Here is a 22,119-nt window from a genome sequence, read left to right as displayed (position 1 = left end):
TGTGGGAGCGGGCTTGCCCGCGATGAGGCCGACACATGCAACATGGAGGTTGCTTGAACTGCCGCCATCGCGGGCAAGCCCGCTTCCACAAGGATCACCGTTTGCTGCAGAGCGTGAGCCCATCGCCCAACGGCAACATCGACAGGTCCACGCGCGAGTCATCCTTCAAGGCACGGTTGAGCGCCTGGATGGCTCGGGTGTCTGCACTCTGCGGATGCTCTTCCAGTACCCGACCGCTCCACAGTGTGTTATCGAACACCGCCAATCCACCCACCCGCAGCAGCCGCAGCGCGTGTTCAAGGTAGGTGGGATAATTGGCCTTGTCGGCGTCGATGAAGACCAGATCGAATTGCCCGCCCTGCCCTTGCCTCTCCAGTTCGGCGAGGGTCTCCAGCGCGGGCGCCAGACGCAGATCAATACGCTCGGCCAGGCCGGCCTCCCGCCAGTAACGACGTGCGGTGGCATTGTAGTCGCCGGGAATATCGCAGCAGATCATCGAGCCGTCATCGGGCAGTGCCGCAGCCATGCACAGCGCGCTGTACCCCGTGAACGTTCCGATTTCCAGCAGACGTCGCGCACCGGTCAGTTTCACCAGCAATGCAAGAAACTGCCCCTGCTCCGGCGCCACCTGCCAGCGCGCCATGGGCAACGCCTGGGTTTCGTCGCGCAAGCGCTTGAGCAGCGGCGTTTCGCGCAGGGACACATCAAGCAGATAGTGATAGAGCGAGTCGTCAAGATTGAGCGTGCGAGCGGTCATGGCAGCACCCTCTGGCTGTTACGGGTTGCGCGCCAGGTGTTCCGGTTGCAGGACGCGCTTGGCGCTCAGGTAGGCTTTCTGCCAATACGCCTTGGACAAGCTGTCGAGCTTCACCGTGCCGCCGGTGGCTGGCGCATGGACGAAGCGACCTTCGCCAACGTAGATGCCTGCATGACTGACCTGCGAACCGCCATTGGTGGCGAAGAAGATCAGGTCACCCGTCTGCAGGCCTTCCTTGCCCACATTGGCCGCTTGCATGGAGATCATTTCGCGAGTGGTGCGTGGCAGCGAGATACCGGTGACATCACGGTACACGTAGCCGATCAGCCCACTGCAATCGAACCCGGAATCCGGTGTATTGCCACCCCAGCGATACGGCGTACCCACCAGGCCCAACGCACGAAACAGTACGTCTTCCGCTTCAGGCGAAAAGGCTTGGGACGAACCGAAAACGAGAGGAGCGCGAGCCACCGGCGCAGGCGGCGGTGTGCGGCTGGCGCAAGCGCTGAGCAGCGCTGCGAAAAGCATGATTGCGAGGCGGGCCGACGTCGACATAAGCAGAGCATCCTGATCTGGCTGCGGCGTTTTTCTGCTGGGGGTGCAGAAAAGAAAACCGCCTGCGCGTTACGCAGGCGGTTTGCCATCATTCATAGACCAGATTCTAGCGCTTATGCGGCAAACTTCAAGTAAGACTTTAAGTTCGCCTTACAAAATGTCCGCTTAATTGCGTGCGGTCACGATCGGAGCCGCGTTTGGCGCCATCGCGAGAGCTCGCTTGGCTTCGATGAAGGTCTTGCTCCAGTAGCTGTCGCCCAGGCTATCAATCCGGACACCACCGCTTTTGCGGCTGCTGGAGTGGATGAACTGGTTGTCACCCAGGTAGATCCCGGCGTGACTGACACGACCGCGACGACCGTTGGTGGCGAAGAACAGCAGATCGCCAGGCTTGAGCTTGCTGCGAGACACCAGTGGCGCATCCACGTTGATCATTTCGCGAGTGGAGCGTGGCAGGTTCATGCCGGCTTGCTCACGGAACAGATAGCCGATGAACCCACTGCAATCGAAACCGGCTTCAGAAGTGCCGCCGAAACGGTAACGGGTACCGATCAGGGACATGCCGCGTTCGAGGATGCTGTCCGCCAGTGCCGGAAGTTGATACGACTTGCCATCGGCGAAGTCAGCCAGCTCTTTTTCAGTGGCCTTCTCTTCCTGGTAAAAAGCGTCCTGGTAACGAGCGGACGACTGTGCGGTAACAGAATTTTTAACCTGTTGCTGCTGCTCTTGCTGGGACACTGGAGAGTGAGCAGCGCAACCGAATAACAGGGTGACGAGTGCGAGAGGCACGAGGGGTGCGAAGCGCTTTAGCATGGGCACGACCGTGGCTGATAGTTGTAAAGAAGTCGAGACTATGCCCGCTATCATCCTCATTTGCAAATTCAATCGAACTTTTTGTGACTTATCGGTTTCTTGCCAACATCTAAGCGCTTAGGCCCATATTGAACACTTGCGCAGCCTGCAGCCTTGCAGGAAAGCGTATTTCCTGGCGCCTGAAATATGCCGAAAGCCCCGCCGGCCTTGGCATTCCCGGTTTTTTTCTACCAGCCAAGCGTCTCTTTCAGGAAGGGAATAGTCAGCTTGCGCTGTGCTTGGAGGGAGGCCTGATCGAGCCGTTCGAGCAACTCGAAAAGCGCACTCATGCTGCGGGTTCCACGGGTCAAAATAAAGTGCCCGACCTCGTCGGTCAGATGCAGTCCTCGCCGCGAGGCGCGAAGTTGCAGGGCACGCAATTTGTCTTCGTCCGAAAGCGGACGCATCTGGAAGATCAGCGCCAGGGTCAGGCGGGATTTGAGGTCTGCCAGCTTCACCGGCAGTTCACGCGGGGAAGTCGATGCGGCAATCAACAGTCGTCGGCCACTGTCGCGCAGGCGATTGAACAGATGGAACAGCGCTTCTTCCCAGTCGGCCTTGCCGGCCACCGCTTGAAGATCATCCAGGCAGACCAGTTCGTACTGTTCAAGGTTGTCGAGAATTTCGATACCGCGGTCCAGCAATTCGGCCAACGGCAAATACACCGCCGGCTCGCCCAACTGCTCGAAGCGCAGGCAGGCCGCCTGCAACAGATGCGTACGCCCTACCCCGTCCTTGCCCCATAGGTAAATCAGGCTTTCGGTCCAGCCGGCGTCGGCTTCGCATAGACGCTCGACATAGCCGAGTGCAGCGGCATTGGCGCCTGGGTAGTAGTTGATAAAGGTGGCGTCATCACGCAGACGCACACCTAGGGGCAGCTGAATCGGTTTCATGCTGACTGAACAGTTCCAAAGGAACCGTTAGTGGCCTCTGTGTAAAGTTTGCGAAGTTTATACCCGTGACGCCGACCGCACAATGCGACAGACCACAAGCAAAATCAAAGGTTTGCGTTGGCGCCCTGGTTTTATGACAGTTTCTTTGGCGGAGCCGGCGATAACCCGGCTTCGAGCCGGGCTACCCATGGCAAGGCCTAGAGTTCAGGTTCGTCAACACCCGAGTACATATCAGAATCCTTATACAAATCATGCACATGGCGCACCAGCACCATAATCACCGCCGCGACCGGCAGCGCCAGCAAAACGCCAGTAAACCCGAACAACTCACCACCGGCCAGAATGGCGAAAATCACCGCCACCGGGTGCAGGCCAATCCGGTCTCCCACCAGCAATGGCGTCAGCACCATGCCTTCGAGCGCTTGCCCCACCATGAACACCGCGACGATGCCGACCATGGGATACAGATCGCCACCAAACTGAAACAGGCCCGCTATCAAGGCGGCGCCAATACCAATGACGAAACCCATGTACGGCACGATGGCCGCCAGACCGGCAATCAGGCCGATCAACAGCCCCAACTCCAGCCCCACCAGCATCAGGCCCGCGGCATAGATCACACCCAACGCCACCATCACCAGCAACTGGCCACGGACAAACGCTCCCAGCACCTCATGGCATTCACCGGCCAGCGACACCACGCGCTCTTCACGGTCACGCGGCAGCAGGCTGCGGATCTTGGCCATCATCAGGTCCCAGTCCCGCAGCAGGTAAAAACTCACGACCGGAATCAACACCAGGTTGGCCAACCAGCCAATCAACGCCAGGCCGGAAGCTGTCGCCTGACTCAGTACCACTCCGACGATATCGGTGGTCTGGCCCATGTGTTCGCTGATCGCAGCCTTGAGCTTGTCGAATTTCCAGAACCCCTCCGACAACCCGAACTTCGATTGCGCCCACGGCAATGCAGTGTGCTGCAGCCAATCGAGCATCTGTGGCGCCAGCTCATATAACCGGAACAACTGCTTGGCGAGCATCGGCACCAGCACCAGCAGCAACGCGGTGAAGATCAAGGTGAAGAGCGCGAACACCGCGACCACACCCAAGGTCCGAGACAACCCGGCCTTTTCCAGCCGATCCACCAACGGATCGAACAGATAGGCCAGCAGCAACGCCACCAGGAACGGCGTAAGGATCGGATGCAACAGCCAGACAAACGCGCAGAGCAGGACCACTCCACCCAACCAGAACCAACGCCGCGTATCGGCCATGAACCACTCCATTGCTTCTATATAAAGAAAGATAATCTACCAGCGGAAATGCAATTGCGGCGTCGCAACCGGAGATGGCGCAGCAGCCGGGGTCGAACCGTCCGCTACGGGCTGGACAGGTGGTGCCGGTGCCGGGGTTGGCGCCGCGGCCACCTCCTGCAACTTCGCCAGTGACAACTGCGCCCGCAGTTGATCGGTACTGCCATTGACCCGATACAGAATCCGGTCACCGTCGACACTTTGCGGACGCCCGCCAAAGGGTTCCAGTAAACGTCCGAGCGTCGCGTAGCGCTCAAGGTTCATGCCTTGCACTTCCAGCAACTGCTGCGTCGAAGCCCCCGGCCTGGCGACGAATCGCGGCGCCAGACGCTCATTGACCGCGAGCATCACTGCGTCCGCCACGGCAGCCTGATCGGCCCCCTGCACACTGCCGGCTTCTTTCTGATCACCCAGCCATAAGTGCCATTTGGCCTGCCATTGACCGCCCTCTTCGCGGGCATGCACGGCCAGCACGGCGTCGGCGTTGTAACGTTCCGAGGCGGCGCGCAACGCTGCCGGATCGGAACTTTCCAGATTCGGCGCCGTGGCGACGACTTGCTCACCCAGGTCCGCAAGCGGCAGGCGCAACGGCAAACCACGGTGCTGTGCTGCCCGGCGCAACGGCGTCGCACTGGCCTGGCCATCACCCACCAGGCTTGATCCCTCCGCAGAATCGTTCAACCACCAGCCGAGGATCGACGGCCGATTGGCGCCCCACATGGCCAACCCGGCGCGACGTAACGCCTGCTCGGTGGTTGTCGGGTCGAAATCGACCTTCAACACTTCCGGCGGTCCTGCGTCAAAGCCGTACTGACTGATGATTTGCTGCGGATCTTTGCGAATCGCCGCCAACCCCGGACTCTGAGCTGCCTTGGGGTCACCGGTCAGGCGCAATACCAGGGTGTCCAGCGCGCGCTGAGTCGCTTGATCACGCTCCTCCTGCGTCTGGCTGCTGACGGGCTCGCGCACTTGATAGAGGCCTTTGACGGTTTCGGCATGACTGACCAGACTGGTCAGGGATAAACAGCCCACAAACAAGAATTTGGAAAAACGCATGAAAGATTCCTGGCGACAAGAGCGGCTGGAACAGGCCGCATGAAGACGATCGAGCAAGGCTGTGACCATCGCCCGGCGCAAAACATTCACACGTCCCGAGTAAGTTTTCGCACTGTCATAACGATAGACGCTTAATGGCGGTACCTTGAGCAGGCGTGAAGGATGCCACCAAACGGGACAAATACGATTTTTTTAGGCGGATATGCCCCTGCCGTCGGCCTGAGGATGGCCGCTGCCCTTCAAGCCTGATAAAATCGCGCGCCTTCGCAGACCGGCAACAGCCGGGCACCTTCGAATATCGCGTGAGGCAATCGCCCTCGTCGATTTCGGCGGCCCCGCTGGACCCGGTCGTTACCCCTGAATCCCCCCTAAAGGCCTGGATCATGAGCAAGCAACCCTCCCTGAGCTACAAGGACGCCGGTGTAGACATCGACGCCGGTGAAGCATTGGTCGAACGCATCAAGAGCGTCGCCAAGCGCACTGCGCGCCCGGAAGTCATGGGCGGCCTGGGCGGTTTTGGCGCCCTCTGCGAAATCCCGGCTGGCTACAAGCAGCCCGTGCTGGTTTCCGGTACCGACGGCGTCGGCACCAAACTGCGCCTGGCGCTGAACCTGAACAAACACGACAGCATCGGCATCGACCTGGTTGCCATGTGCGTCAATGACCTGGTGGTCTGCGGTGCCGAGCCGCTGTTCTTCCTCGACTACTACGCCACCGGCAAACTGAACGTCGACACCGCCGCTCAGGTCGTGACCGGCATCGGTGCTGGCTGCGAACTGTCCGGCTGCTCCCTGGTTGGCGGCGAAACCGCTGAAATGCCTGGCATGTACGAAGGCGAAGACTATGACCTGGCCGGTTTCTGCGTCGGCGTCGTGGAAAAATCCGAAATCATCGACGGTTCCAAAGTCGCAGCCGGCGATGCCCTGCTCGCCCTGCCGTCGTCCGGCCCGCATTCCAACGGTTACTCGCTGATCCGCAAGATCATCGAAGTGTCCGGTGCCGACATCGAAAACACCCAGCTCGACGGCAAGCCGCTGACCGACCTGCTGATGGCCCCGACCCGTATCTACGTCAAGCCGCTGCTCAAGCTGATCAAGGAAACCGGCGCCGTCAAAGCCATGGCCCACATCACCGGTGGCGGCCTGCTGGACAACATTCCACGCGTACTGCCAAAAGGCGCTCAAGCCGTGGTTGACGTGGCAAGCTGGACCCGTCCAGCGGTGTTCGACTGGCTGCAAGAGAAAGGCAACGTCGACGAGAACGAAATGCACCGCGTATTGAACTGCGGCGTGGGCATGGTCATCTGCGTGGCGCAAGAGCACGTGGACGCTGCCCTGAAGGTCCTGCGTGAAGCCGGCGAGCAGCCATGGGTCATCGGTCAGATCTCCACTGCTGCCGAAGGCGCAGCCCAGGTTGAACTGAAAAACCTCAAGGCTCACTGATGCCTAAGACCTGTGATGTGGTGGTGCTGCTGTCCGGCACCGGCAGTAACTTGCAGGCCTTGATCGACAGCACGCGGACCGGCGACAGCCCGGTCCGCATCGCTGCGGTGATCTCCAACCGCGCCGACGCCTACGGCCTGCAACGCGCCAGGGATGCGGGCATCGACACCCGCTTCCTGGATCACAAGGTTTTCGACGGCCGCGAGGCCTTCGATGCCGCTCTGATTGAACTGATCGACGCCTTCAATCCCAAACTCGTGGTCCTGGCCGGTTTCATGCGCATCCTCAGCGCTGACTTCGTGCGCCACTATCAGGGTCGCCTGCTCAATATCCATCCCTCGCTGCTGCCCAAATACAAAGGGTTACACACTCATCAGCGGGCGCTGGAAGCCGGGGACACCGAACACGGCTGCTCCGTGCACTTCGTCACAGAGGAACTCGATGGCGGACCACTGGTCGTACAGGCTGTAATACCGGTAGAGTTGCACGACTCGCCGCAGAGCCTGGCGCAGCGGGTCCATGTTCAGGAACACCTGATCTACCCGATGGCCGTCCGCTGGTTTGCAGAAGGTCGGTTATCGCTCGGTGAGCAGGGTGCTTTACTGGATGGACAGTTACTCGCGGCCAACGGCCACTTGATTCGAACCTAGGAGACTTTATGCGTCGTGCCCTGCTCTTCGCTTGCGCCCTGCTCGCCCTGCCCTTCGCGCAGGCTGCAGACCTTCAACCTTTCTCCGCCAGCTACACCGCAGACTGGAAGCAGTTGCCCATGAGCGGCACCGCCGAACGCAGCCTGACCAAGGAAGCCAATGGCGTCTGGAAACTCAGCTTCAAGGCTTCGATGATGATCGCCAGCCTGTCAGAAGAAAGCACGCTGACCGTCGACAAAGACACTCTGCTGCCGCAGTCCTACCACTTCGCACGCGGCGGCCTGGGCAAGGCCAAGAAAGCTGATCTGGACTTCGACTGGACGGCCAAGAAGGTCACCGGCACCGATCGTGGCGACGCGGTCAATATTCCGCTCAATCGCGGCATGGTCGACAAATCCACCTATCAACTGGCGCTGCAGCATGACGTGGCCGCCGGCAAAAAGAGCATGAGCTATCAGGTTGTCGATGATGGCGAAGTCGATACCTATGACTTCCGCGTGCTGGGTTCGGAAAAAGTCGACACCAAGGCTGGCCAGATCGATGCGATCAAGGTCGAGCGCGTGCGTGACCCGACTCAAAGCAAGCGCACCACCGTGCTGTGGTTCGCCAAGGACTGGGATTACCTGCTGGTCCGCCTGCAACAGGTCGAAACCGACGGCAAGGAGTACAACATCATGCTCCTGGACGGCCAGGTCAACGGCAAGACCGTCAAAGGCAGCTGAGCCGGATCAAGACAAAGAGCCCCGCCATCGCGGGGCTTTTTCATGCCGGAACAAAAAACCGGAACGCGTCGCCGCACGCATGCTCTATACCTTCAAGGTCTTTTTTGATCGAATGACTTTTCCTGTCGCTTGCGAGGTTTCCCATGACTGTCACCGTCAACACCGTTTCCGCCGAAGGTTTGCGTCACAGCGTCCAGATCGACGACCATGAACTCTTTGCCGATGCGCCCACCACAGCCGGTGGCGAGGGTTCGGCGCCAGAGCCACACGACTACTTCGACGCCGCCCTCGGTGCCTGCAAGGCCCTGACACTGAAAATGTACGCAAAGAAAAAGGACATCCCGCTCACCGGTGTCGGCGTCGAGGTCAAGCGCGACAACAGCCAGGAGCAGAAAGGCAAGTACGCGCTGCACGTCAAACTGACCCTCAAGGGCGTGCTGACCGATGCCCAGCGCGAAGAACTGCACCGCGTGGCGGATCGTTGCCCGATCCACAAATTGATGACCACCAGCGACGTCAGCATCGAAACCCATTTGTCCGAAGGCGCTTTCAGCCAATAGCGGCAAGGGCTGCGCTGGCGGGTTATGCTCGAATGCATCACCCGCTCAGTCTGGAATGCACAATGAACACTCCGCTCGTGATCCGCCCCCGCGCCGAAGATGTCGAGGGCCAGCCGATTCTTCGCCCGCTGCCGTCCGCCAAATGCCGCAGCGTCGGCCCCTTCGTATTTTTCGACCACATGCTGGAAACCCGCTACCCGCCGGGCAAAGGCATGAACATCCGCCAGCATCCACATATAGGCCTCTCCACCCTCACCTATCTGTTCCAGGGGCAGATCCAGCACAAGGACAGCCTCGGTTCCGATCAGGTCGTGGATACCGGTGATGTCAGCTGGATGACCGCCGGCAGCGCCATTGCCCACGTCGAGCGCACGCCAGAGGCGCTCAAGGAAAACGGCTTTACGATGCACGGCCTGCAAATCTGGCTGGCCTCGCCCAAGGATCATGAGCAAGGCCCGGGACATTACAGCCATCACCCCGCCGCCACACTGCCGGTCAGCGAGAACCTGGGGGTGAAAATCCGCATGATTGCCGGGACGGGCTTCTGCCTGGAATCGCCGGTCCCCGTACTGTCTCCGACGCTCTATGCGGAGCTGACCCTGCAAACGGCGACGACGCTGCTGATTCCAACCGAACATGAAGAACGTGCGCTATATGTCTTGAGCGGCGAGGTGCAACTGGACGGTGAGCCTGTGGAGCCCCATGCACTGGTGGTATTGCCTGAAGGGGAGGAAATGACTTTGTTCGCCGAAAGCGACTGTCATGCCGTGTTGTTTGGCGGTGCCCCTCTGGATGGTCCACGACGGATCAACTGGAATTTCGTGGCGAGCGATCCGGCGGCTATCGATGAAGCACGCCGACGCTGGGCGGCCGGGGATTGGCCGAAGGTGCCGGGGGAAGTCGAGCGGATCGAATTGCCGTAGTTTTGTGCCGCTTGGTAGGTCGCCTTCGCTGGCAAGCCAGCTCCCACAGGGTTTCGAGGTGAGTCACAAATAATGCGAACGCCATCAGTCCCCGTGGGAGCGGGCTTGCCCGCGAAGAGGCCAGCCCGGGCACTGCATTAGTCAGTGCCGGACAACATCAGCCCTTGAACACTTCATCCAGCAGATTGTGCATCGACGTGAACGCACGCGCGGCGACCTTGGCGTCATACATCATCATGCCCGGCACATTCGCATGCGGATCGGTGAACGAATGGAACGCGCCGCCGTAGCTCAGCAGTTGCCAATCCACGCCTGCGGCATTCATTTCCTCTTCAAACGCCGGCAGCTGCTCTTTCGGCACTAACGGATCGGAAGCGCCGTGCAGGACCAACACCTTACCCTTGATGTTTTTCGCATCGTTGACGTCAGGCGTGTCCAGAGTGCCGTGAAACGAGACCGCAGCCTTCACCGGCGCACCGGTACGGGCGAACTCCAGCGCGCAGCAACCCCCAAAGCAAAAACCGAACGTGGCCAGCTTCGAGGTATCGACAGCCACTTCGCCCTGGCTTTGCAGTTGCTCGAACGCCACTTGCATGCGCTTACGCAGCAATGGGCGGTCATTCTTCAACGGCATCATCGCCGCGCCCGCTTCATCGTTATTTTGTGGACGAACCGATTGGCCGTAGAGATCGGCGATCAAGACCACGTATCCCTTGGCCGCCACCGACTTGGCGATTTCCTCGGCGCCAGCGCTGACGCCCATCCAGTTCGGCGCCATCAACAAGCCCGGACGCGGGCCCTTATGGTCGGCATCAAAGGCCACACGGCTTTCGTAGGGCTGACCGTCAATCTGATAGGCAACGGAACGTACAGTGATTTGGCTCATTTCTGACTCCTGATTTTTTAAACACCAGAATGAAAAAACCCGCCGAAGCGGGTTTTTCTACAATGCAGTCAAGCCGACAGCTCAACCAATAGCTTGTTCAGACGACGCACGTACGCCGCCGGATCCTTCAAGCTGTCGCCGGCCGCCAGGGCCGCCTGATCGAAGAGGATGTGCGACAGGTCGCCGAAGCGTTCGTCGCTTTGCTCTTTGTCGAGCTTCTCGATCAGTGGGTGAGCCGGGTTGAATTCGAAGATCGGCTTCGAGTCCGGGACCTTCTGCCCGCTGGCTTCCAGGATCTGACGCATTTGCAGGCCCAGGTCTTGCTCGCCGATGGCCAGAATCGCCGGGGAATCGGTCAGGCGATGGGAAACCCGAACTTCGGCGACGGATTCGCCCAGTGCGGTTTTCAGACGCTCAACCAGACCTTCTTTGGACTTGGCGACTTCTTCCGCGGCCTTCTTGTCCTCTTCCGAGTCCAGGTTGCCCAGGTCCAGGTCACCGCGCGCCACATCAACAAAGCTCTTGCCGTCGAAATCGTTGAGGTAGCTCATCAGCCACTCGTCGATACGGTCGGTCAGCAGCAGCACTTCGATGCCTTTCTTGCGGAAGACTTCCAGGTGCGGGCTGTTTTTGACTTGCGCGTAGGTTTCGCCAGTCAGGTAGTAGATCTTGTCCTGACCTTCCTTGGCGCGCGCCAGGTAATCGGCCAAGCCGACCACTTGTTCGCCGTCGTCACCGTTGGTCGACGCGAAACGCAGCAGGCCAGCGATTTTCTCTTTGTTGGCGAAGTCTTCCGCCGGGCCTTCTTTCATGACCTGACCGAAGTTTTTCCAGAAGCCTTTATATTGCTCAGGCTCGTTTTTCGCCAGTTTCTCCAGCATGTCCAGAACGCGCTTGGTCAGCGCCGACTTCATGGAGTCGATGATCGGGTCTTTCTGCAGGATTTCCCGCGACACGTTCAGCGACAGGTCGTTGGAGTCGACCACGCCCTTGATGAAACGCAGGTACAGCGGCAGGAACGACTCTGCCTGATCCATGACGAACACGCGCTGCACGTAGAGCTTCAAGCCTTTCGGCGCTTCACGCTGGTACAGGTCGAACGGAGCACGGGCCGGCACGTACAGCAGCGAGCTGTATTCCAGCTTGCCTTCAACCTTGTTGTGGCTCCAGCTCAGCGGGTTTTCGAAGTCGTGAGCGATGTGCTTGTAGAACTCCTGGTATTCCTCGTCCTTGACCTCGGTACGCGGACGGGTCCACAGGGCGCTGGCGCGGTTGACGGTTTCCCATTCGGCGGCCGGCTTCTCTTCGCCTTCGACGGCTGCCACTTCTTTCGGCAACTCGATCGGCAAGGCGATGTGGTCGGAATACTTCTTGATGATGTTGCGCAGGCGCCAGCCATCGGCGAATTCGTCTTCACCGGATTTCAGGTGCAGGACGATACGGGTACCGCGCTCGGCTTTATCGATGGTTGCAACTTCGAAGTCGCCTTCGCCCTTGGACGACCAGTGCACGCCTTCGCTGGCGGCGCTGCCGGCACGACGGCTGAACACGTCGACTTTGTCGGCGACGATGAATGCAGAGTAGAAGCCGACACCGAACTGACCGATCAGGTGCGAATCTTTCTTCTGGTCACCGGTCAGGTGCTTCATGAAATCGGCGGTGCCGGATTTGGCGATGGTGCCCAGGTGCGTGATCGCATCCTCACGGCTCATGCCAATGCCGTTGTCTTCGAGGGTGACGGTCTTGGCGTCCTTGTCGAAGCTGACACGGATTTTCAGTTCGGCGCCACCTTCCAGCAGTTCTGGCTTGGACAGCGCTTCGAAACGTAATTTGTCTACAGCGTCAGAGGCGTTCGAGATCAGTTCGCGAAGGAAAATTTCCTTGTTGGAATACAGCGAATGGATCATGAGGTGCAGCAGTTGCTTCACCTCGGTCTGGAAGCCCAGGGTTTCCTTTTGAGTTTCCACACTCATGGTCATCAAACTCCAATCAGATGGCTAAGCCGCGACCTTGAAGGCCGGCGGCGGGATGTCATCAGAGTTGGGGGCTGTGTTCAGGATTTCAAGGGCTCCTCGAGTTTGAAATGCGCCCGGGCTGTGGCGATGGGTTCCGCTTCCGTGCTTTGCCAGGCCGTAATCGCCACGTTGGCGACGCGGCGTCCCTGGCGACACACCTGGCACCTGGCCCAGGTATCACGGAACTGCCCGGCGCGCAGGTAGTCGAGGGAGAAATCGATAATCTTCGGCACACCTGGCGAGCCGGTGGACACCAGCAGGTGCAACGCGGCGGCCAGTTCCATGAAACCGGCAATGACACCACCATGAATAGCCGGCAATAAAGGGTTTCCAATATTGTCCTTGTTGGCCGGCAGACGAAACAGCAGTTCATCCCCCACCCGTGAGCATTCGACGCCGATCAGCGCGGCGTAGGGAATCCGCTGCAGCAATTCGCCATAGTCGCCCCGCTCATGAGCCTGTTGCAGCTGCTGCTTGAATGAGTCAGTCATTTCGCTCCTCCGGCGATCGCGCCACCCAAGCCTTTTGCGCCCTTAATGCCCTTGCCCATCCGCATGAAGGTGCCCACCACATGGGCAATGGGTTGCCCGGGATCGTCCTGATAGGCAAAGCCGCGGGCGAAAATCACATCGGTGGTGACGCGGTAGCACTGGGCGAAACCGAAGACGTCTTTATTCGGTTCGGCGGCGTGCATGTAGTCGATGCGCAGGTCGAGGGTCGGGCAGACCTCGAACTCTGGCAGCACACAGAGGGTGGACATGCCGCAGGCGGTGTCCATCAGTGTGGTCAGCGCACCGCCATGGATGACTCCGGTTTGCGGATTTCCGACGATTTTCGGGGTATAGGGCAGCATAACCGTCAACCCTTCGCTGCTGGCGCTGTGCACCCGCAGCCCTAGCACCTGGCAATGGCGCAGCGCCGACAAAAATCGTGTGGCACGCTCAAAAACGGGGTTTTCGGCCATGTGATAAAAGCTCTTATTTAGTCTTCATACTGTGCGTTAACGGTCCCGGCAAAAGTTCCGCGTTAGATCAAACTTATATATCTGAACGATTTGAGGAACTTAACCCTGATGGCTGTGCTCGAAAGGCCAGTAGATATTTTCCATAAGGAGAAACACCCCATGCGTAAGACTTTAGCTATTGCCTTGATGTTGACCGCTTCCCTCGGTCTCGCTGCCTGCGATAAAAAATCCGAGGACAAAGCTCAAGATGCCAACAAACATGCTGAGCAAGCTCAGCAAGACATGAACAAAGCTCAGGATAAAGTGAACGACGCTGCGAAAGAAAACGCTGAAGCTGCCAAAGCTCAGGCTGAATCGAACGAAGCAGCGGCAAAAGAAGCCGCGCCTAAAAACTGAAACGGTTTTTAGCGTGATAAAGAAAACCCGCCAAGTGCGGGTTTTCTTTTGCCTGCAATTTGATTGGCCGTAACCTCGTTAGAGCAAAATCGTTCGAAAAGTCGGACTAATCATCAACAACAATGAACAGATTAAACCCACCAGCCAAACCAGACTGCGCTGCCATGTCAGGTCTTTCCAGTAGCACAGCAAATAGATAATTCGCGCGATCACAAAGATGATCGCCAACAGGTCAATAAGCCAGCCCGACGCCTGCGTGGTATGCGCCATCAACACACCCACGGCAAACAATATGAACGCTTCGAAACTGTTCTGGTGCGCGGCCACTGCGCGGGCCCCCAGGCCCGTAAGTTGCGCCTGCTGTTGGCGCGGCAGGTGATTGTTGTAACCGCCCTGCTCTTTCATGGCCTTGGTCACGGGCATACGCGCCACGTAAATCAGCAACGCACTGATAAACACACACCAGAACGGAATACTCATCAAGCCGCCTCTTTGTTCACCTCAGGCAATGGTGCCTCTGTAGGGGTATAGACCATCACGTCGAGAACGTCGGAGTGAAATTCCCGGCGATACAACACAAACACGACACCGGCACTCATCAACATGAACAACCAGGGACTGACGAACCACGCCAGCATGGTCATGCCGAAGTAATAGGAACGCAGACCAAAGTTGAACTGGTTGGCCGCCATGGAAATAACCCGGGCTGCCCGGGACGCGAAGGCTTTGCGCTCCTGCTCGGACACATGGCGCTCGCCGACCATGGGTGCTGAACCCACCAGGACGGCCGCGAAGTTGTACTGGCGCATGCACCAGCTGAACGTGAAGAACGCGTAGACGAACACCAGCGCCAGGCACAGCAACTTGATTTCCGACATCCCCTGGGAAGCCTGTTGCACCATCGGGATATCCGCCAGCAGCGACACCGCTCTTTCCGACGCGCCAAGTACCGTGAGAATACCGGCCAGGATAATCAGCGTGCTGGAGGCGAAGAACGATGCATTGCGCTCCAGGTTTCCAATCACGCTGGCATCGGCGATGCGGTTGTCACGCAGCAACATGCGACGCATCCAATCTTCACGATACAGGTGCAGCACGCTGGCCAGGCACGCGGTGTCGCGGCCCTTCCATGTCGCGTAACGGGTGTAGCCACCCCAGCAGATAACGAACCAGAGGGCGGCGAGAATGTGGATCAGGTTGGCGTGGATGAACGACATGCAGGTCCTTATGGATGGCTTGGCGGAACACTGAAACCTTGTGGGAGCGAGCCTGTTCGCGATAGCGGCTGATCAGCCAACTTCTTTGTTGGAGTTAACGCGCCATCGCGAGCAGGCTCGCTCCCACATTGGATTTTGGCAACCCTTCGACGTTAACGCAGAAGAAAAGGCACCGCATTCCCCCCATAAAAAATGCCCCGTATCGATTGATACGGGGCATTTCCGTTTCTGCTTGCCGGCCCGCTTGTGGCGGACCCACGAAGCTTAAGCCAGCGCTTCGGCGCGCTTGCCCAACATACGGTCACAGACCACGGCAACCACCAGAGTCATGAACGATGGCACCAGCCACGCCAGACCTTGTTCACTCAGCGGCAGGTGAGCCAATTGGGCAGGCATCCAGTCCGCAAGACCCGCGCCCTTGAGGGCGTCGATCAGACCGAAGATGAACGACACCAGCATCACCGGACCGACGATGCGACCTTGCTCATGCCAGAAGTCCTTGCAGAAGCTCAGTGCCACCAAGGCGATGCACGGCGGGTAAATCGCGGTGAGTACCGGGATCGAGAACGCAATCAGCTTGGTGAGGCCCAGGTTGGACACCAACAGGGAAAACGCAGCCAGGATGATCACCAGCGTCTTGTAGGACAGAGGCAGTACACGACTGAAATATTCGGCGCAGGCGCAGGTCAGGCCAACCGCAGTCACCAGGCACGCCAGAGAGATCAGTACCGCCAGGAAACCGCTGCCGAGGGAGCCAAAGGTGTGTTGCACGTAGGCATGCAGTACCGCCGCCCCGTTAGTCGCACCAGCCGCCACTTCATGGCTGCCCGAACCCAGGCGGAACAGGCTGACATAAACCAGTGCCAGGCCCACGCCGGCAATCAAGCCGGCGATGATCGCATACCGGGTGATCAGCGCTGGCGACTCGACACCGCGGGAGCGGATAGCGTTGACGATAACGATGCCGAACACCAGGGCGCCCAGGGTATCCATGGTCAGGTAACCATTGATGAAACCTTGGGAGAATGGCGCCGCAACGTATTCAGGTGTTGCATGGCCGATGTCTCCGGCCGGCAGGGCGAATGCTGCGATGCCCAGCACAGCCAGGGCAATGATCTTCAACGGTGCGAGGAAGCGTCCAACCGTGTCCAGCAAGCGGCCCGGGTACAGGGAAATGAAGAACACCAGCAGGAAGTAGACCGAGCTATACAGGAACAGCGCCAGCGGGCTTTCGCCGGTCAACGGCGCCAGACCCACTTCGAACGATACGGTCGCGGTACGTGGCGTCGCGAACAGCGGACCAACGGCCAGATAGCACGCAGCCGCCAACAGTCCACCGGCGACTTTACCGATCGGACTGCTCAATGTATCCATTGCGCCACCGACCTTGGCCAGCGCGACAACGGTGATCACTGGCAGACCAACGGCGGTGATCAGGAAACCCAGCGCCGCCATCCAGACATTAGGCCCGGACTGCAAACCGACGATAGGCGGGAAGATGATGTTGCCAGCCCCGACAAACAGGGCAAACGTCATAAAACCAAGTGCCAGGATGTCCTGGCCTTTCAACACTTTCATTAAGGAAATACCACACTACTGAATCGGAATTTAGAGAGGGATTTCCCTATGGGTGAGGGAAATGCTGTCGGTCCGTATGAGACTGACCCGTTTAGCGCGTCGCTGCCTTGTGGGCCGCAGACACAAAAATGGCGCGTATCCTAACGAATTTGAGCGTCAAGCGCACTGTTAAGGGGCGAACTATCCGATACGCGACACTCCCGTGTCGTGTTTACGTATCTAAATTTCATGAGCCCCCTCGCCACAAAAAAGCCTCAAGCGTTTCCAAAGAACCAGAAACGACAAAGGCCACCGAAGGTGGCCTTTGTTTGGTAAAGCGTCAGCTAAGCGCGAAGCTTACTTGACCGCCCAACCCGTCAGCTCGGCCAGGGCCTTGCCGATGTCTGCCAGCGAACGCACGGTTTTAACGCCTGCGTCTTGCAGAGCAGCGAATTTCTCGTCTGCAGTGCCTTTGCCGCCAGAGATGATTGCGCCAGCATGGCCCATGCGCTTGCCCGGAGGAGCAGTCACACCAGCGATGTAGGAAACAACCGGCTTGGTCACGTGTGCCTTGATGTAGGCAGCCGCTTCTTCTTCAGCCGAACCGCCGATCTCACCGATCATCACGATCGCTTCGGTCTTCGGGTCTTCCTGGAACAGCTTCAGGATGTCGATGAAGTTCGAACCCGGGATCGGGTCACCACCGATGCCGACGCAAGTCGACTGACCGAAACCGGCGTCAGTCGTTTGCTTCACAGCTTCGTAGGTCAGGGTGCCGGAACGGGAAACGATACCGACCTTGCCTGGCAAGTGAATGTGACCTGGCATGATGCCGATCTTGCATTCGCCTGGAGTGATCACGCCTGGGCAGTTAGGGCCGATCAGGGTAACACCCAGCTCGTCGCACTTAACTTTAGCGTCCAGCATGTCCAGGGTAGGAATGCCTTCGGTGATGCACACGATCAGCTTGATGCCGCCGAATGCAGCTTCCAGGATCGAGTCCTTGCAGAAAGGAGCCGGAACGTAGATCACGCTGGCGGTGGCGCCAGTGGCAGCTACAGCGTCTTTCACGGTGTTGAACACTGGCAGACCCAGGTGCTCGGTGCCGCCTTTACCAGGCGTTACACCACCAACCATCTTGGTGCCGTACTCGATGGCTTGCTGGGTGTGGAAACTACCTTGCGAACCGGTAATACCCTGGCAGATAACTTTGGTGTCTTTATTGATCAGGACGCTCATTATTTGCCCTCCGCAGCTTTGACAACTTGTTGAGCAGCGTCGGTCAGGCTGGTAGCAGCGATGATGTTCAAACCGCTTTCTGCCAGTACTTTAGCGCCCAGCTCAGCGTTGTTGCCTTCAAGGCGAACAACAACCGGGATTTTCACGCCGACTTCTTTCACGGCGCCGATGATGCCTTCGGCAATCATGTCGCAACGAACGATGCCGCCGAAGATGTTGACCAGTACTGCAGCGACGTTGGTGTCGGACAGGATGATCTTGAAGGCTTCGGTCACGCGCTCTTTGGTAGCACCACCACCTACGTCGAGGAAGTTGGCTGGCTTGCCGCCGTGCAGGTTGACGATGTCCATGGTACCCATGGCCAGGCCGGCACCGTTGACCATGCAACCGATGTTGCCTTCCAGTGCTACGTAGTTCAGTTCGAACTTGGCAGCGTGCGCTTCGCGCGGATCGTCTTGCGACGGGTCGTGGAAAGTCTTCAGCTTAGGCTGACGGTACATGGCGTTGGCGTCGATGTTGATCTTGGCGTCCAGGCAGTGCAGATCGCCGTCAGCCTTGATCACCAGCGGGTTCACTTCCAGCAGGGCCAGATCGTGATCCTGGAACAGTTTGGCCAGACCTACGAAGATCTTGGCGAACTGGGCAACTTGTTTGCCTTCCAGACCCAACTGGAATGCCAGCTCGCGACCCTGGAACGGCTGAGCGCCGACCAGTGGATCGATAGTGGCTTTCAGAATTTTTTCTGGAGTGTCGTGAGCGATTTTTTCGATGTCCACGCCACCTTCGGTGGAAGCCATGAACACGATACGACGGCTCGAACGGTCAACGACAGCGCCCAGGTACAGCTCTTTAGCGATATCAGTGCACGATTCAACCAGGATCTTGGTGACTGGCTGACCATTGGCGTCAGTCTGGTAGGTCACCAGACGCTTGCCCAGCCACTGCTGTGCGAAGGCTTTGGCGTCTTCTTTGCTGCGAACCAGCTTGACGCCGCCCGCTTTACCGCGACCACCGGCGTGAACCTGGGCTTTTACAACCCACTCGCTGCCGCCGATTTTATCGCAAGCTTCTGCTGCTGCTTCCGGGGTGTCTACCGCGTAACCAGTGGATACCGGCAGGCCGTACTCAGCGAACAGCTGCTTACCCTGATACTCGTGAAGATTCATGCTTTTTACCGTCTTCGTTAGGTACTGCGCATTCGGTGCTGCACTTGTTGAAGTGCCGCACCACCTGTGACTGCTGCTTGCGTAGCTGAGCTACGCAAGACTGCGTCCGGCGGACATTCCGCGGTGAGTCTTGCATGCAAGGCTCACGACGGGCCGTACCGCCGTGGTTTCTTATTATCTTAACGTTTCTTGCGGTTGGCGATGTGGATGGCGCCGCCATTCACTGCCAGAGCTGCTTCGTGCAAGGCTTCAGACAGGGTCGGATGGGAGAAAACCATCATGCCCAGGTCTTCAGCGCTGGTGCCGAATTCCATACCGATTGCGCCCTGTTGAACCAGTTCTGCAGCGCTTGGGCCAATCACGTGGACGCCCAATACGCGGTCGGTCTTGGCATCTGCGATGACCTTGACGAAACCACCGGTATCGTTGGCAGCCATGGCACGGCCAGAGGCTGCGAACGGGAAGGTGCCGACGTTAACTTCAACGCCCTCAGCTTTCAAGGCCTGCTCGGTTTTACCCACCCATGCAATTTCCGGGTGAGTATAAATAACCGAAGGGATCAGGTCATAGTTCATCTGGGCTTTGTGGCCCTTGATGCGCTCGACAACCATGATGCCCTCTTCCGAGGCCTTGTGAGCCAGCATCATGCCACGAACCACGTCGCCGATGGCGTAGACGCCCGGTACGGTGGTAGCGCAGTGATCGTCAACGTGCACGAAACCGCGCTCGTCGAGGGTCACGCCGCAATCGGCGGCCAGCAGATCAGTGGTCACTGGACGGCGACCAACGGCTACGATCAGCTTGTCGAACGTGATGTTCTGTTCGCCATTGGCATCGGTGTAGTTCACAACGACTTCGTCGCCGTTCACTTTGGAACCGGTAACGCGTGCGCCCAGCTTGATGTCCAGACCTTGTTTGGTCAGGGTTTTCAGCGCTTCCTTGGAAACAGCGGTGTCCGCTGCCATCAGGAAAGTGTCCAGTGCTTCAAGGACAGTCACTTGCGCACCCAGACGCGACCAGACCGAACCCAGTTCCAGACCGATCACGCCAGCGCCGATCACGCCCAGACGCTTGGGTACGGATTGGAATTCCAGGGCACCGGTGGAATCGACGATCACATTCTGGTCGACCGGAGCCGGCGGAATGTCGATCGGACGCGAGCCAGGAGCCAGGATCACGTTTTCGGCTTCGATGACTTCAACCGAACCGTCAGGCTTGGTGACTTCGACTTTCTTGCCGGCCAGCAGCTTGCCGTGACCCTGGATGGAGGTCACACCGTTGGCTTTGAACAGGGTCGCAACGCCGGAGGTCAGGCCTTTGACGATGTTGGCTTTGCGGCCGACCATCGCTGGCACGTCCATGGTCACGCCGGCGTGATTGATGCCGTGGATCGCGAAACCGTCTTGCGCTTCGTGGAACTTCCAGGAGCTGTCCAGCAGCGCCTTGGATGGAATGCAGCCGACGTTCAGGCAAGTACCGCCGAGGGCCAGTTTGCCTTCCTTGTCGGTGTACTTCTCGATGCAGGCAGTGCTGAGGCCCAGTTGAGCGGCCTTGATGGCAGCCACGTAGCCGCCAGGGCCCGCACCGATCACTACTACGTCAAATTTCTGCGACATTCAAAAAATCCTCTTTAGCGAAAAGCTTGAAGCCGCAAGCTGCAAGCCAAACTGCCATTACCGGCAGCTTGAAACTTGCAGCTCGCGACTGCTTCTATCAGATATCCAGCAGCAAACGAGCCGGGTCTTCCAGCAGGTTCTTGATGGTCACCAGGAAGGTCACAGCTTCTTTGCCATCGATCAGACGGTGATCGTAGGACAGAGCCAGGTACATCATCGGACGGATAACGACCTGACCGTTGATCGCCATTGGACGCTGCAGAATGTTGTGCATGCCCAGAATAGCTGCTTGCGGCGGGTTGACGATCGGAGTCGACATCATCGAACCGAAGGTACCACCGTTGGTGATGGTGAACGTACCACCGGTCATCTCTTCCATCGACAGTTTGCCGTCACGGGCTTTCTTGCCGAAAGTGGCGATGCCGCCTTCGATTTCAGCCAGGCTCATCAGTTCGGCGTTACGCAGAACCGGCACAACCAGGCCGCGATCGCTGGAAACAGCAACACCGACGTCAGCGTAGCCGTGGTAAACGATGTCGGCACCGTCGATCGACGCGTTGACTGCCGGGAAGCGTTTCAGCGCTTCGGTGGCCGCTTTCACGAAGAACGACATGAAGCCCAGGCGCACGCCATTGTGGGACTTCTCGAACAGATCCTTGTACTTCGAACGCAGGGCCATGACTTCGGTCATGTCGACTTCGTTGAAAGTGGTCAGCATCGCCATGTTCGATTGAGCTTCAACCAGACGCTCGGCAACCTTGGCACGCAGACGGGTCATCGGAACGCGCTTTTCAACGCGGTCACCGGCAGCGAACACCGGAGCAGCAGCGGCAGGTGCGGCAGCCTTGGCAGGCGCGGCGGCTGGAGCGGCTTTCTTGGCGGCAACGGCTGCAACCACGTCTTCCTTGGTCACACGACCGCCTTTGCCAGTACCGGCAACGGAGGCGATGTTGATGCCGTTCTCTTCAGCCAGCTTGCGAGCGGCTGGAGCAGCGACCGGATCGTCTTCGCCTTCGGCAGCTGGAGCAGCAGCCTGGGCAGCGGCCGGAGCGGCAGCGGCTGGAGCAGCGGCAGCAGCGCCGCCTTCAACGATGGAGCCCAGGACTTCGTCGGACAGAACGGTGTCGCCTTCGTTCTTGACGATAGCGCCCAGCACGCCGTCAGCGGTGGCCAGAACTTCCAGTACGACTTTGTCGGTTTCGATGTCGACGATCAGTTCGTCACGTTTGACGGCGTCGCCCGGTTTTTTGTGCCAGGTGGCAACGGTGCCATCGGCAACCGATTCCGGGAAAGTGGGGGCTTTGATCTCGATAGCCATTATCTGTGGTTCCTTAAATTCGGTT

General features: G+C 58.7%; 23 protein-coding genes. 6 read left to right on the top strand and 17 right to left on the bottom strand.

What is annotated here, in order from left to right; all coding sequences use genetic code 11:
- Positions 1–94 precede the first annotated feature (94 nt).
- The 6 genes from JQF37_RS20890 to JQF37_RS20865 all read right to left on the bottom strand — a co-directional run bounded on the left by JQF37_RS20890 (position 95) and on the right by JQF37_RS20865 (position 5,423).
- Positions 95–757 (bottom strand): class I SAM-dependent methyltransferase, encoded by a 663-nt coding sequence (locus JQF37_RS20890; RefSeq protein WP_130203729.1) that lies wholly within the window; start codon positions 755–757, stop codon positions 95–97.
- A gap of 18 nt (positions 758–775) precedes the next feature.
- The gene (locus JQF37_RS20885; RefSeq protein ID WP_130203730.1) at positions 776–1,312 is read right to left on the bottom strand and encodes a C40 family peptidase; all 537 of its coding nucleotides are present in this window, start codon (positions 1,310–1,312) and stop codon (positions 776–778) included.
- Positions 1,313–1,477: 165 nt separating this feature from the next.
- Positions 1,478–2,125 (bottom strand): NlpC/P60 family protein, encoded by a 648-nt coding sequence (locus JQF37_RS20880; protein ID WP_130203731.1) that lies wholly within the window; start codon positions 2,123–2,125, stop codon positions 1,478–1,480.
- A 227-nt stretch (positions 2,126–2,352) separates the two neighbouring features.
- Positions 2,353–3,057 (bottom strand): DnaA regulatory inactivator Hda, encoded by a 705-nt coding sequence (gene hda, locus JQF37_RS20875; protein ID WP_007898944.1) that lies wholly within the window; start codon positions 3,055–3,057, stop codon positions 2,353–2,355.
- Between the two features lie 197 nt (positions 3,058–3,254).
- Positions 3,255–4,328, bottom strand: coding sequence for an AI-2E family transporter (locus tag JQF37_RS20870; RefSeq protein ID WP_130203732.1), 1,074 nt, complete (start codon positions 4,326–4,328; stop codon positions 3,255–3,257).
- Positions 4,329–4,364: 36 nt separating this feature from the next.
- Complete coding sequence (locus JQF37_RS20865; protein ID WP_130203733.1) at positions 4,365–5,423, bottom strand: DUF2066 domain-containing protein; 1,059 nt, start codon at positions 5,421–5,423, stop codon at positions 4,365–4,367.
- Positions 5,424–5,806: 383 nt separating this feature from the next.
- Between JQF37_RS20865 and purM the strand changes: the two genes are divergently transcribed.
- The 5 genes from purM (at position 5,807) to JQF37_RS20840 (ending at position 9,720) form a co-directional block, all read left to right on the top strand.
- On the top strand, positions 5,807–6,865 hold the full coding sequence (gene purM, locus JQF37_RS20860) for a phosphoribosylformylglycinamidine cyclo-ligase (protein ID WP_130203734.1): 1,059 nt from the start codon (positions 5,807–5,809) through the stop codon (positions 6,863–6,865).
- Complete coding sequence (gene purN, locus JQF37_RS20855; RefSeq protein ID WP_130203735.1) at positions 6,865–7,515, top strand: phosphoribosylglycinamide formyltransferase; 651 nt, start codon at positions 6,865–6,867, stop codon at positions 7,513–7,515. The genes purM and purN overlap by 1 nt, the downstream gene beginning before the upstream one ends.
- Before the next feature lie 8 nt (positions 7,516–7,523).
- Entirely contained in the window at positions 7,524–8,237 is a 714-nt protein-coding gene (locus JQF37_RS20850; protein WP_130203736.1) for a DUF3108 domain-containing protein, read from the top strand.
- 143 nt (positions 8,238–8,380) lie between these two features.
- Positions 8,381–8,797, top strand: coding sequence for an OsmC family protein (locus tag JQF37_RS20845; RefSeq protein WP_047531858.1), 417 nt, complete (start codon positions 8,381–8,383; stop codon positions 8,795–8,797).
- 62 nt (positions 8,798–8,859) lie between these two features.
- Positions 8,860–9,720, top strand: coding sequence for a pirin family protein (locus tag JQF37_RS20840; protein ID WP_130203737.1), 861 nt, complete (start codon positions 8,860–8,862; stop codon positions 9,718–9,720).
- Between the two features lie 157 nt (positions 9,721–9,877).
- Here the strand turns inward: JQF37_RS20840 and JQF37_RS20835 are convergent, their stop codons facing one another.
- The 4 genes from JQF37_RS20835 to JQF37_RS20820 all read right to left on the bottom strand — a co-directional run bounded on the left by JQF37_RS20835 (position 9,878) and on the right by JQF37_RS20820 (position 13,585).
- Complete coding sequence (locus tag JQF37_RS20835) at positions 9,878–10,606, bottom strand: dienelactone hydrolase family protein (RefSeq protein ID WP_130203738.1); 729 nt, start codon at positions 10,604–10,606, stop codon at positions 9,878–9,880.
- A gap of 68 nt (positions 10,607–10,674) precedes the next feature.
- Positions 10,675–12,579, bottom strand: coding sequence for a molecular chaperone HtpG (htpG, locus tag JQF37_RS20830; RefSeq protein ID WP_047538965.1), 1,905 nt, complete (start codon positions 12,577–12,579; stop codon positions 10,675–10,677).
- An 80-nt stretch (positions 12,580–12,659) separates the two neighbouring features.
- Positions 12,660–13,112: a PaaI family thioesterase gene (locus JQF37_RS20825; RefSeq protein WP_130203739.1), complete on the bottom strand. Its 453-nt coding sequence runs from the start codon at positions 13,110–13,112 to the stop codon at positions 12,660–12,662.
- Positions 13,109–13,585, bottom strand: a complete 477-nt coding sequence (locus tag JQF37_RS20820; protein WP_130203740.1) for a PaaI family thioesterase — start codon at positions 13,583–13,585, stop codon at positions 13,109–13,111. The genes JQF37_RS20825 and JQF37_RS20820 overlap by 4 nt, the downstream gene beginning before the upstream one ends.
- 159 nt (positions 13,586–13,744) lie before the next feature.
- Between JQF37_RS20820 and JQF37_RS20815 the strand changes: the two genes are divergently transcribed.
- Positions 13,745–13,981: a hypothetical protein gene (locus JQF37_RS20815; RefSeq protein ID WP_047531867.1), complete on the top strand. Its 237-nt coding sequence runs from the start codon at positions 13,745–13,747 to the stop codon at positions 13,979–13,981.
- Between the two features lie 78 nt (positions 13,982–14,059).
- On the opposite strand, the gene JQF37_RS20810 is transcribed toward JQF37_RS20815, so the two are convergent.
- The 7 genes from JQF37_RS20810 to odhB all read right to left on the bottom strand — a co-directional run bounded on the left by JQF37_RS20810 (position 14,060) and on the right by odhB (position 22,094).
- Positions 14,060–14,461, bottom strand: a complete 402-nt coding sequence (locus JQF37_RS20810) for an MAPEG family protein (protein ID WP_130203741.1) — start codon at positions 14,459–14,461, stop codon at positions 14,060–14,062.
- Positions 14,461–15,198 carry a DUF599 family protein gene (locus JQF37_RS20805; protein WP_090464058.1) on the bottom strand — a complete coding sequence of 246 codons (738 nt, stop codon included), beginning with the start codon at positions 15,196–15,198 and terminating at the stop codon, positions 14,461–14,463. Before JQF37_RS20805 ends, JQF37_RS20810 begins: the two co-directional genes overlap by 1 nt.
- 264 nt (positions 15,199–15,462) lie before the next feature.
- Positions 15,463–16,776 carry a branched-chain amino acid transport system II carrier protein gene (brnQ, locus tag JQF37_RS20800; protein WP_130203742.1) on the bottom strand — a complete coding sequence of 438 codons (1,314 nt, stop codon included), beginning with the start codon at positions 16,774–16,776 and terminating at the stop codon, positions 15,463–15,465.
- A gap of 336 nt (positions 16,777–17,112) precedes the next feature.
- The gene (gene sucD, locus JQF37_RS20795) at positions 17,113–17,994 is read right to left on the bottom strand and encodes a succinate--CoA ligase subunit alpha (RefSeq protein ID WP_003223019.1); all 882 of its coding nucleotides are present in this window, start codon (positions 17,992–17,994) and stop codon (positions 17,113–17,115) included.
- Complete coding sequence (gene sucC, locus JQF37_RS20790) at positions 17,994–19,160, bottom strand: ADP-forming succinate--CoA ligase subunit beta (protein ID WP_130203743.1); 1,167 nt, start codon at positions 19,158–19,160, stop codon at positions 17,994–17,996. The genes sucD and sucC overlap by 1 nt, the downstream gene beginning before the upstream one ends.
- Before the next feature lie 179 nt (positions 19,161–19,339).
- Positions 19,340–20,776, bottom strand: coding sequence for a dihydrolipoyl dehydrogenase (gene lpdA / locus JQF37_RS20785; protein WP_047531878.1), 1,437 nt, complete (start codon positions 20,774–20,776; stop codon positions 19,340–19,342).
- Between the two features lie 97 nt (positions 20,777–20,873).
- Positions 20,874–22,094 carry a 2-oxoglutarate dehydrogenase complex dihydrolipoyllysine-residue succinyltransferase gene (gene odhB, locus JQF37_RS20780; protein WP_047531880.1) on the bottom strand — a complete coding sequence of 407 codons (1,221 nt, stop codon included), beginning with the start codon at positions 22,092–22,094 and terminating at the stop codon, positions 20,874–20,876.
- Positions 22,095–22,119 lie beyond the last annotated feature (25 nt).

The organism is Pseudomonas sp. MIL9, from assembly GCF_016887925.1.
Lineage (GTDB): Bacteria > Pseudomonadota > Gammaproteobacteria > Pseudomonadales > Pseudomonadaceae > Aquipseudomonas > Aquipseudomonas mohnii.
Note: the sequence above shows the minus strand (reverse complement) of the source record. Positions and strands in the feature narration are given on the sequence as shown.

Coding starts and splice junctions, on each gene's coding strand:
- purN (WP_130203735.1), top strand. CDS start 6,865: ATGCCTAAGACCTGTGATGTGGTGGTGCTGCTGTCCGGCACCGGCAGT.
- JQF37_RS20820 (WP_130203740.1), bottom strand. CDS start 13,585: ATGGCCGAAAACCCCGTTTTTGAGCGTGCCACACGATTTTTGTCGGCG.
- JQF37_RS20840 (WP_130203737.1), top strand. CDS start 8,860: ATGAACACTCCGCTCGTGATCCGCCCCCGCGCCGAAGATGTCGAGGGC.
- purM (WP_130203734.1), top strand. CDS start 5,807: ATGAGCAAGCAACCCTCCCTGAGCTACAAGGACGCCGGTGTAGACATC.
- lpdA (WP_047531878.1), bottom strand. CDS start 20,776: ATGTCGCAGAAATTTGACGTAGTAGTGATCGGTGCGGGCCCTGGCGGC.
- JQF37_RS20880 (WP_130203731.1), bottom strand. CDS start 2,125: ATGCTAAAGCGCTTCGCACCCCTCGTGCCTCTCGCACTCGTCACCCTG.
- odhB (WP_047531880.1), bottom strand. CDS start 22,094: ATGGCTATCGAGATCAAAGCCCCCACTTTCCCGGAATCGGTTGCCGAT.
- JQF37_RS20835 (WP_130203738.1), bottom strand. CDS start 10,606: ATGAGCCAAATCACTGTACGTTCCGTTGCCTATCAGATTGACGGTCAG.
- brnQ (WP_130203742.1), bottom strand. CDS start 16,776: ATGAAAGTGTTGAAAGGCCAGGACATCCTGGCACTTGGTTTTATGACG.
- JQF37_RS20850 (WP_130203736.1), top strand. CDS start 7,524: ATGCGTCGTGCCCTGCTCTTCGCTTGCGCCCTGCTCGCCCTGCCCTTC.
- JQF37_RS20810 (WP_130203741.1), bottom strand. CDS start 14,461: ATGAGTATTCCGTTCTGGTGTGTGTTTATCAGTGCGTTGCTGATTTAC.
- JQF37_RS20815 (WP_047531867.1), top strand. CDS start 13,745: ATGCGTAAGACTTTAGCTATTGCCTTGATGTTGACCGCTTCCCTCGGT.
- JQF37_RS20825 (WP_130203739.1), bottom strand. CDS start 13,112: ATGACTGACTCATTCAAGCAGCAGCTGCAACAGGCTCATGAGCGGGGC.
- JQF37_RS20805 (WP_090464058.1), bottom strand. CDS start 15,198: ATGTCGTTCATCCACGCCAACCTGATCCACATTCTCGCCGCCCTCTGG.
- sucD (WP_003223019.1), bottom strand. CDS start 17,994: ATGAGCGTCCTGATCAATAAAGACACCAAAGTTATCTGCCAGGGTATT.
- hda (WP_007898944.1), bottom strand. CDS start 3,057: ATGAAACCGATTCAGCTGCCCCTAGGTGTGCGTCTGCGTGATGACGCC.
- JQF37_RS20885 (WP_130203730.1), bottom strand. CDS start 1,312: ATGTCGACGTCGGCCCGCCTCGCAATCATGCTTTTCGCAGCGCTGCTC.
- JQF37_RS20890 (WP_130203729.1), bottom strand. CDS start 757: ATGACCGCTCGCACGCTCAATCTTGACGACTCGCTCTATCACTATCTG.
- sucC (WP_130203743.1), bottom strand. CDS start 19,160: ATGAATCTTCACGAGTATCAGGGTAAGCAGCTGTTCGCTGAGTACGGC.
- JQF37_RS20845 (WP_047531858.1), top strand. CDS start 8,381: ATGACTGTCACCGTCAACACCGTTTCCGCCGAAGGTTTGCGTCACAGC.
- htpG (WP_047538965.1), bottom strand. CDS start 12,579: ATGAGTGTGGAAACTCAAAAGGAAACCCTGGGCTTCCAGACCGAGGTG.
- JQF37_RS20865 (WP_130203733.1), bottom strand. CDS start 5,423: ATGCGTTTTTCCAAATTCTTGTTTGTGGGCTGTTTATCCCTGACCAGT.
- JQF37_RS20870 (WP_130203732.1), bottom strand. CDS start 4,328: ATGGCCGATACGCGGCGTTGGTTCTGGTTGGGTGGAGTGGTCCTGCTC.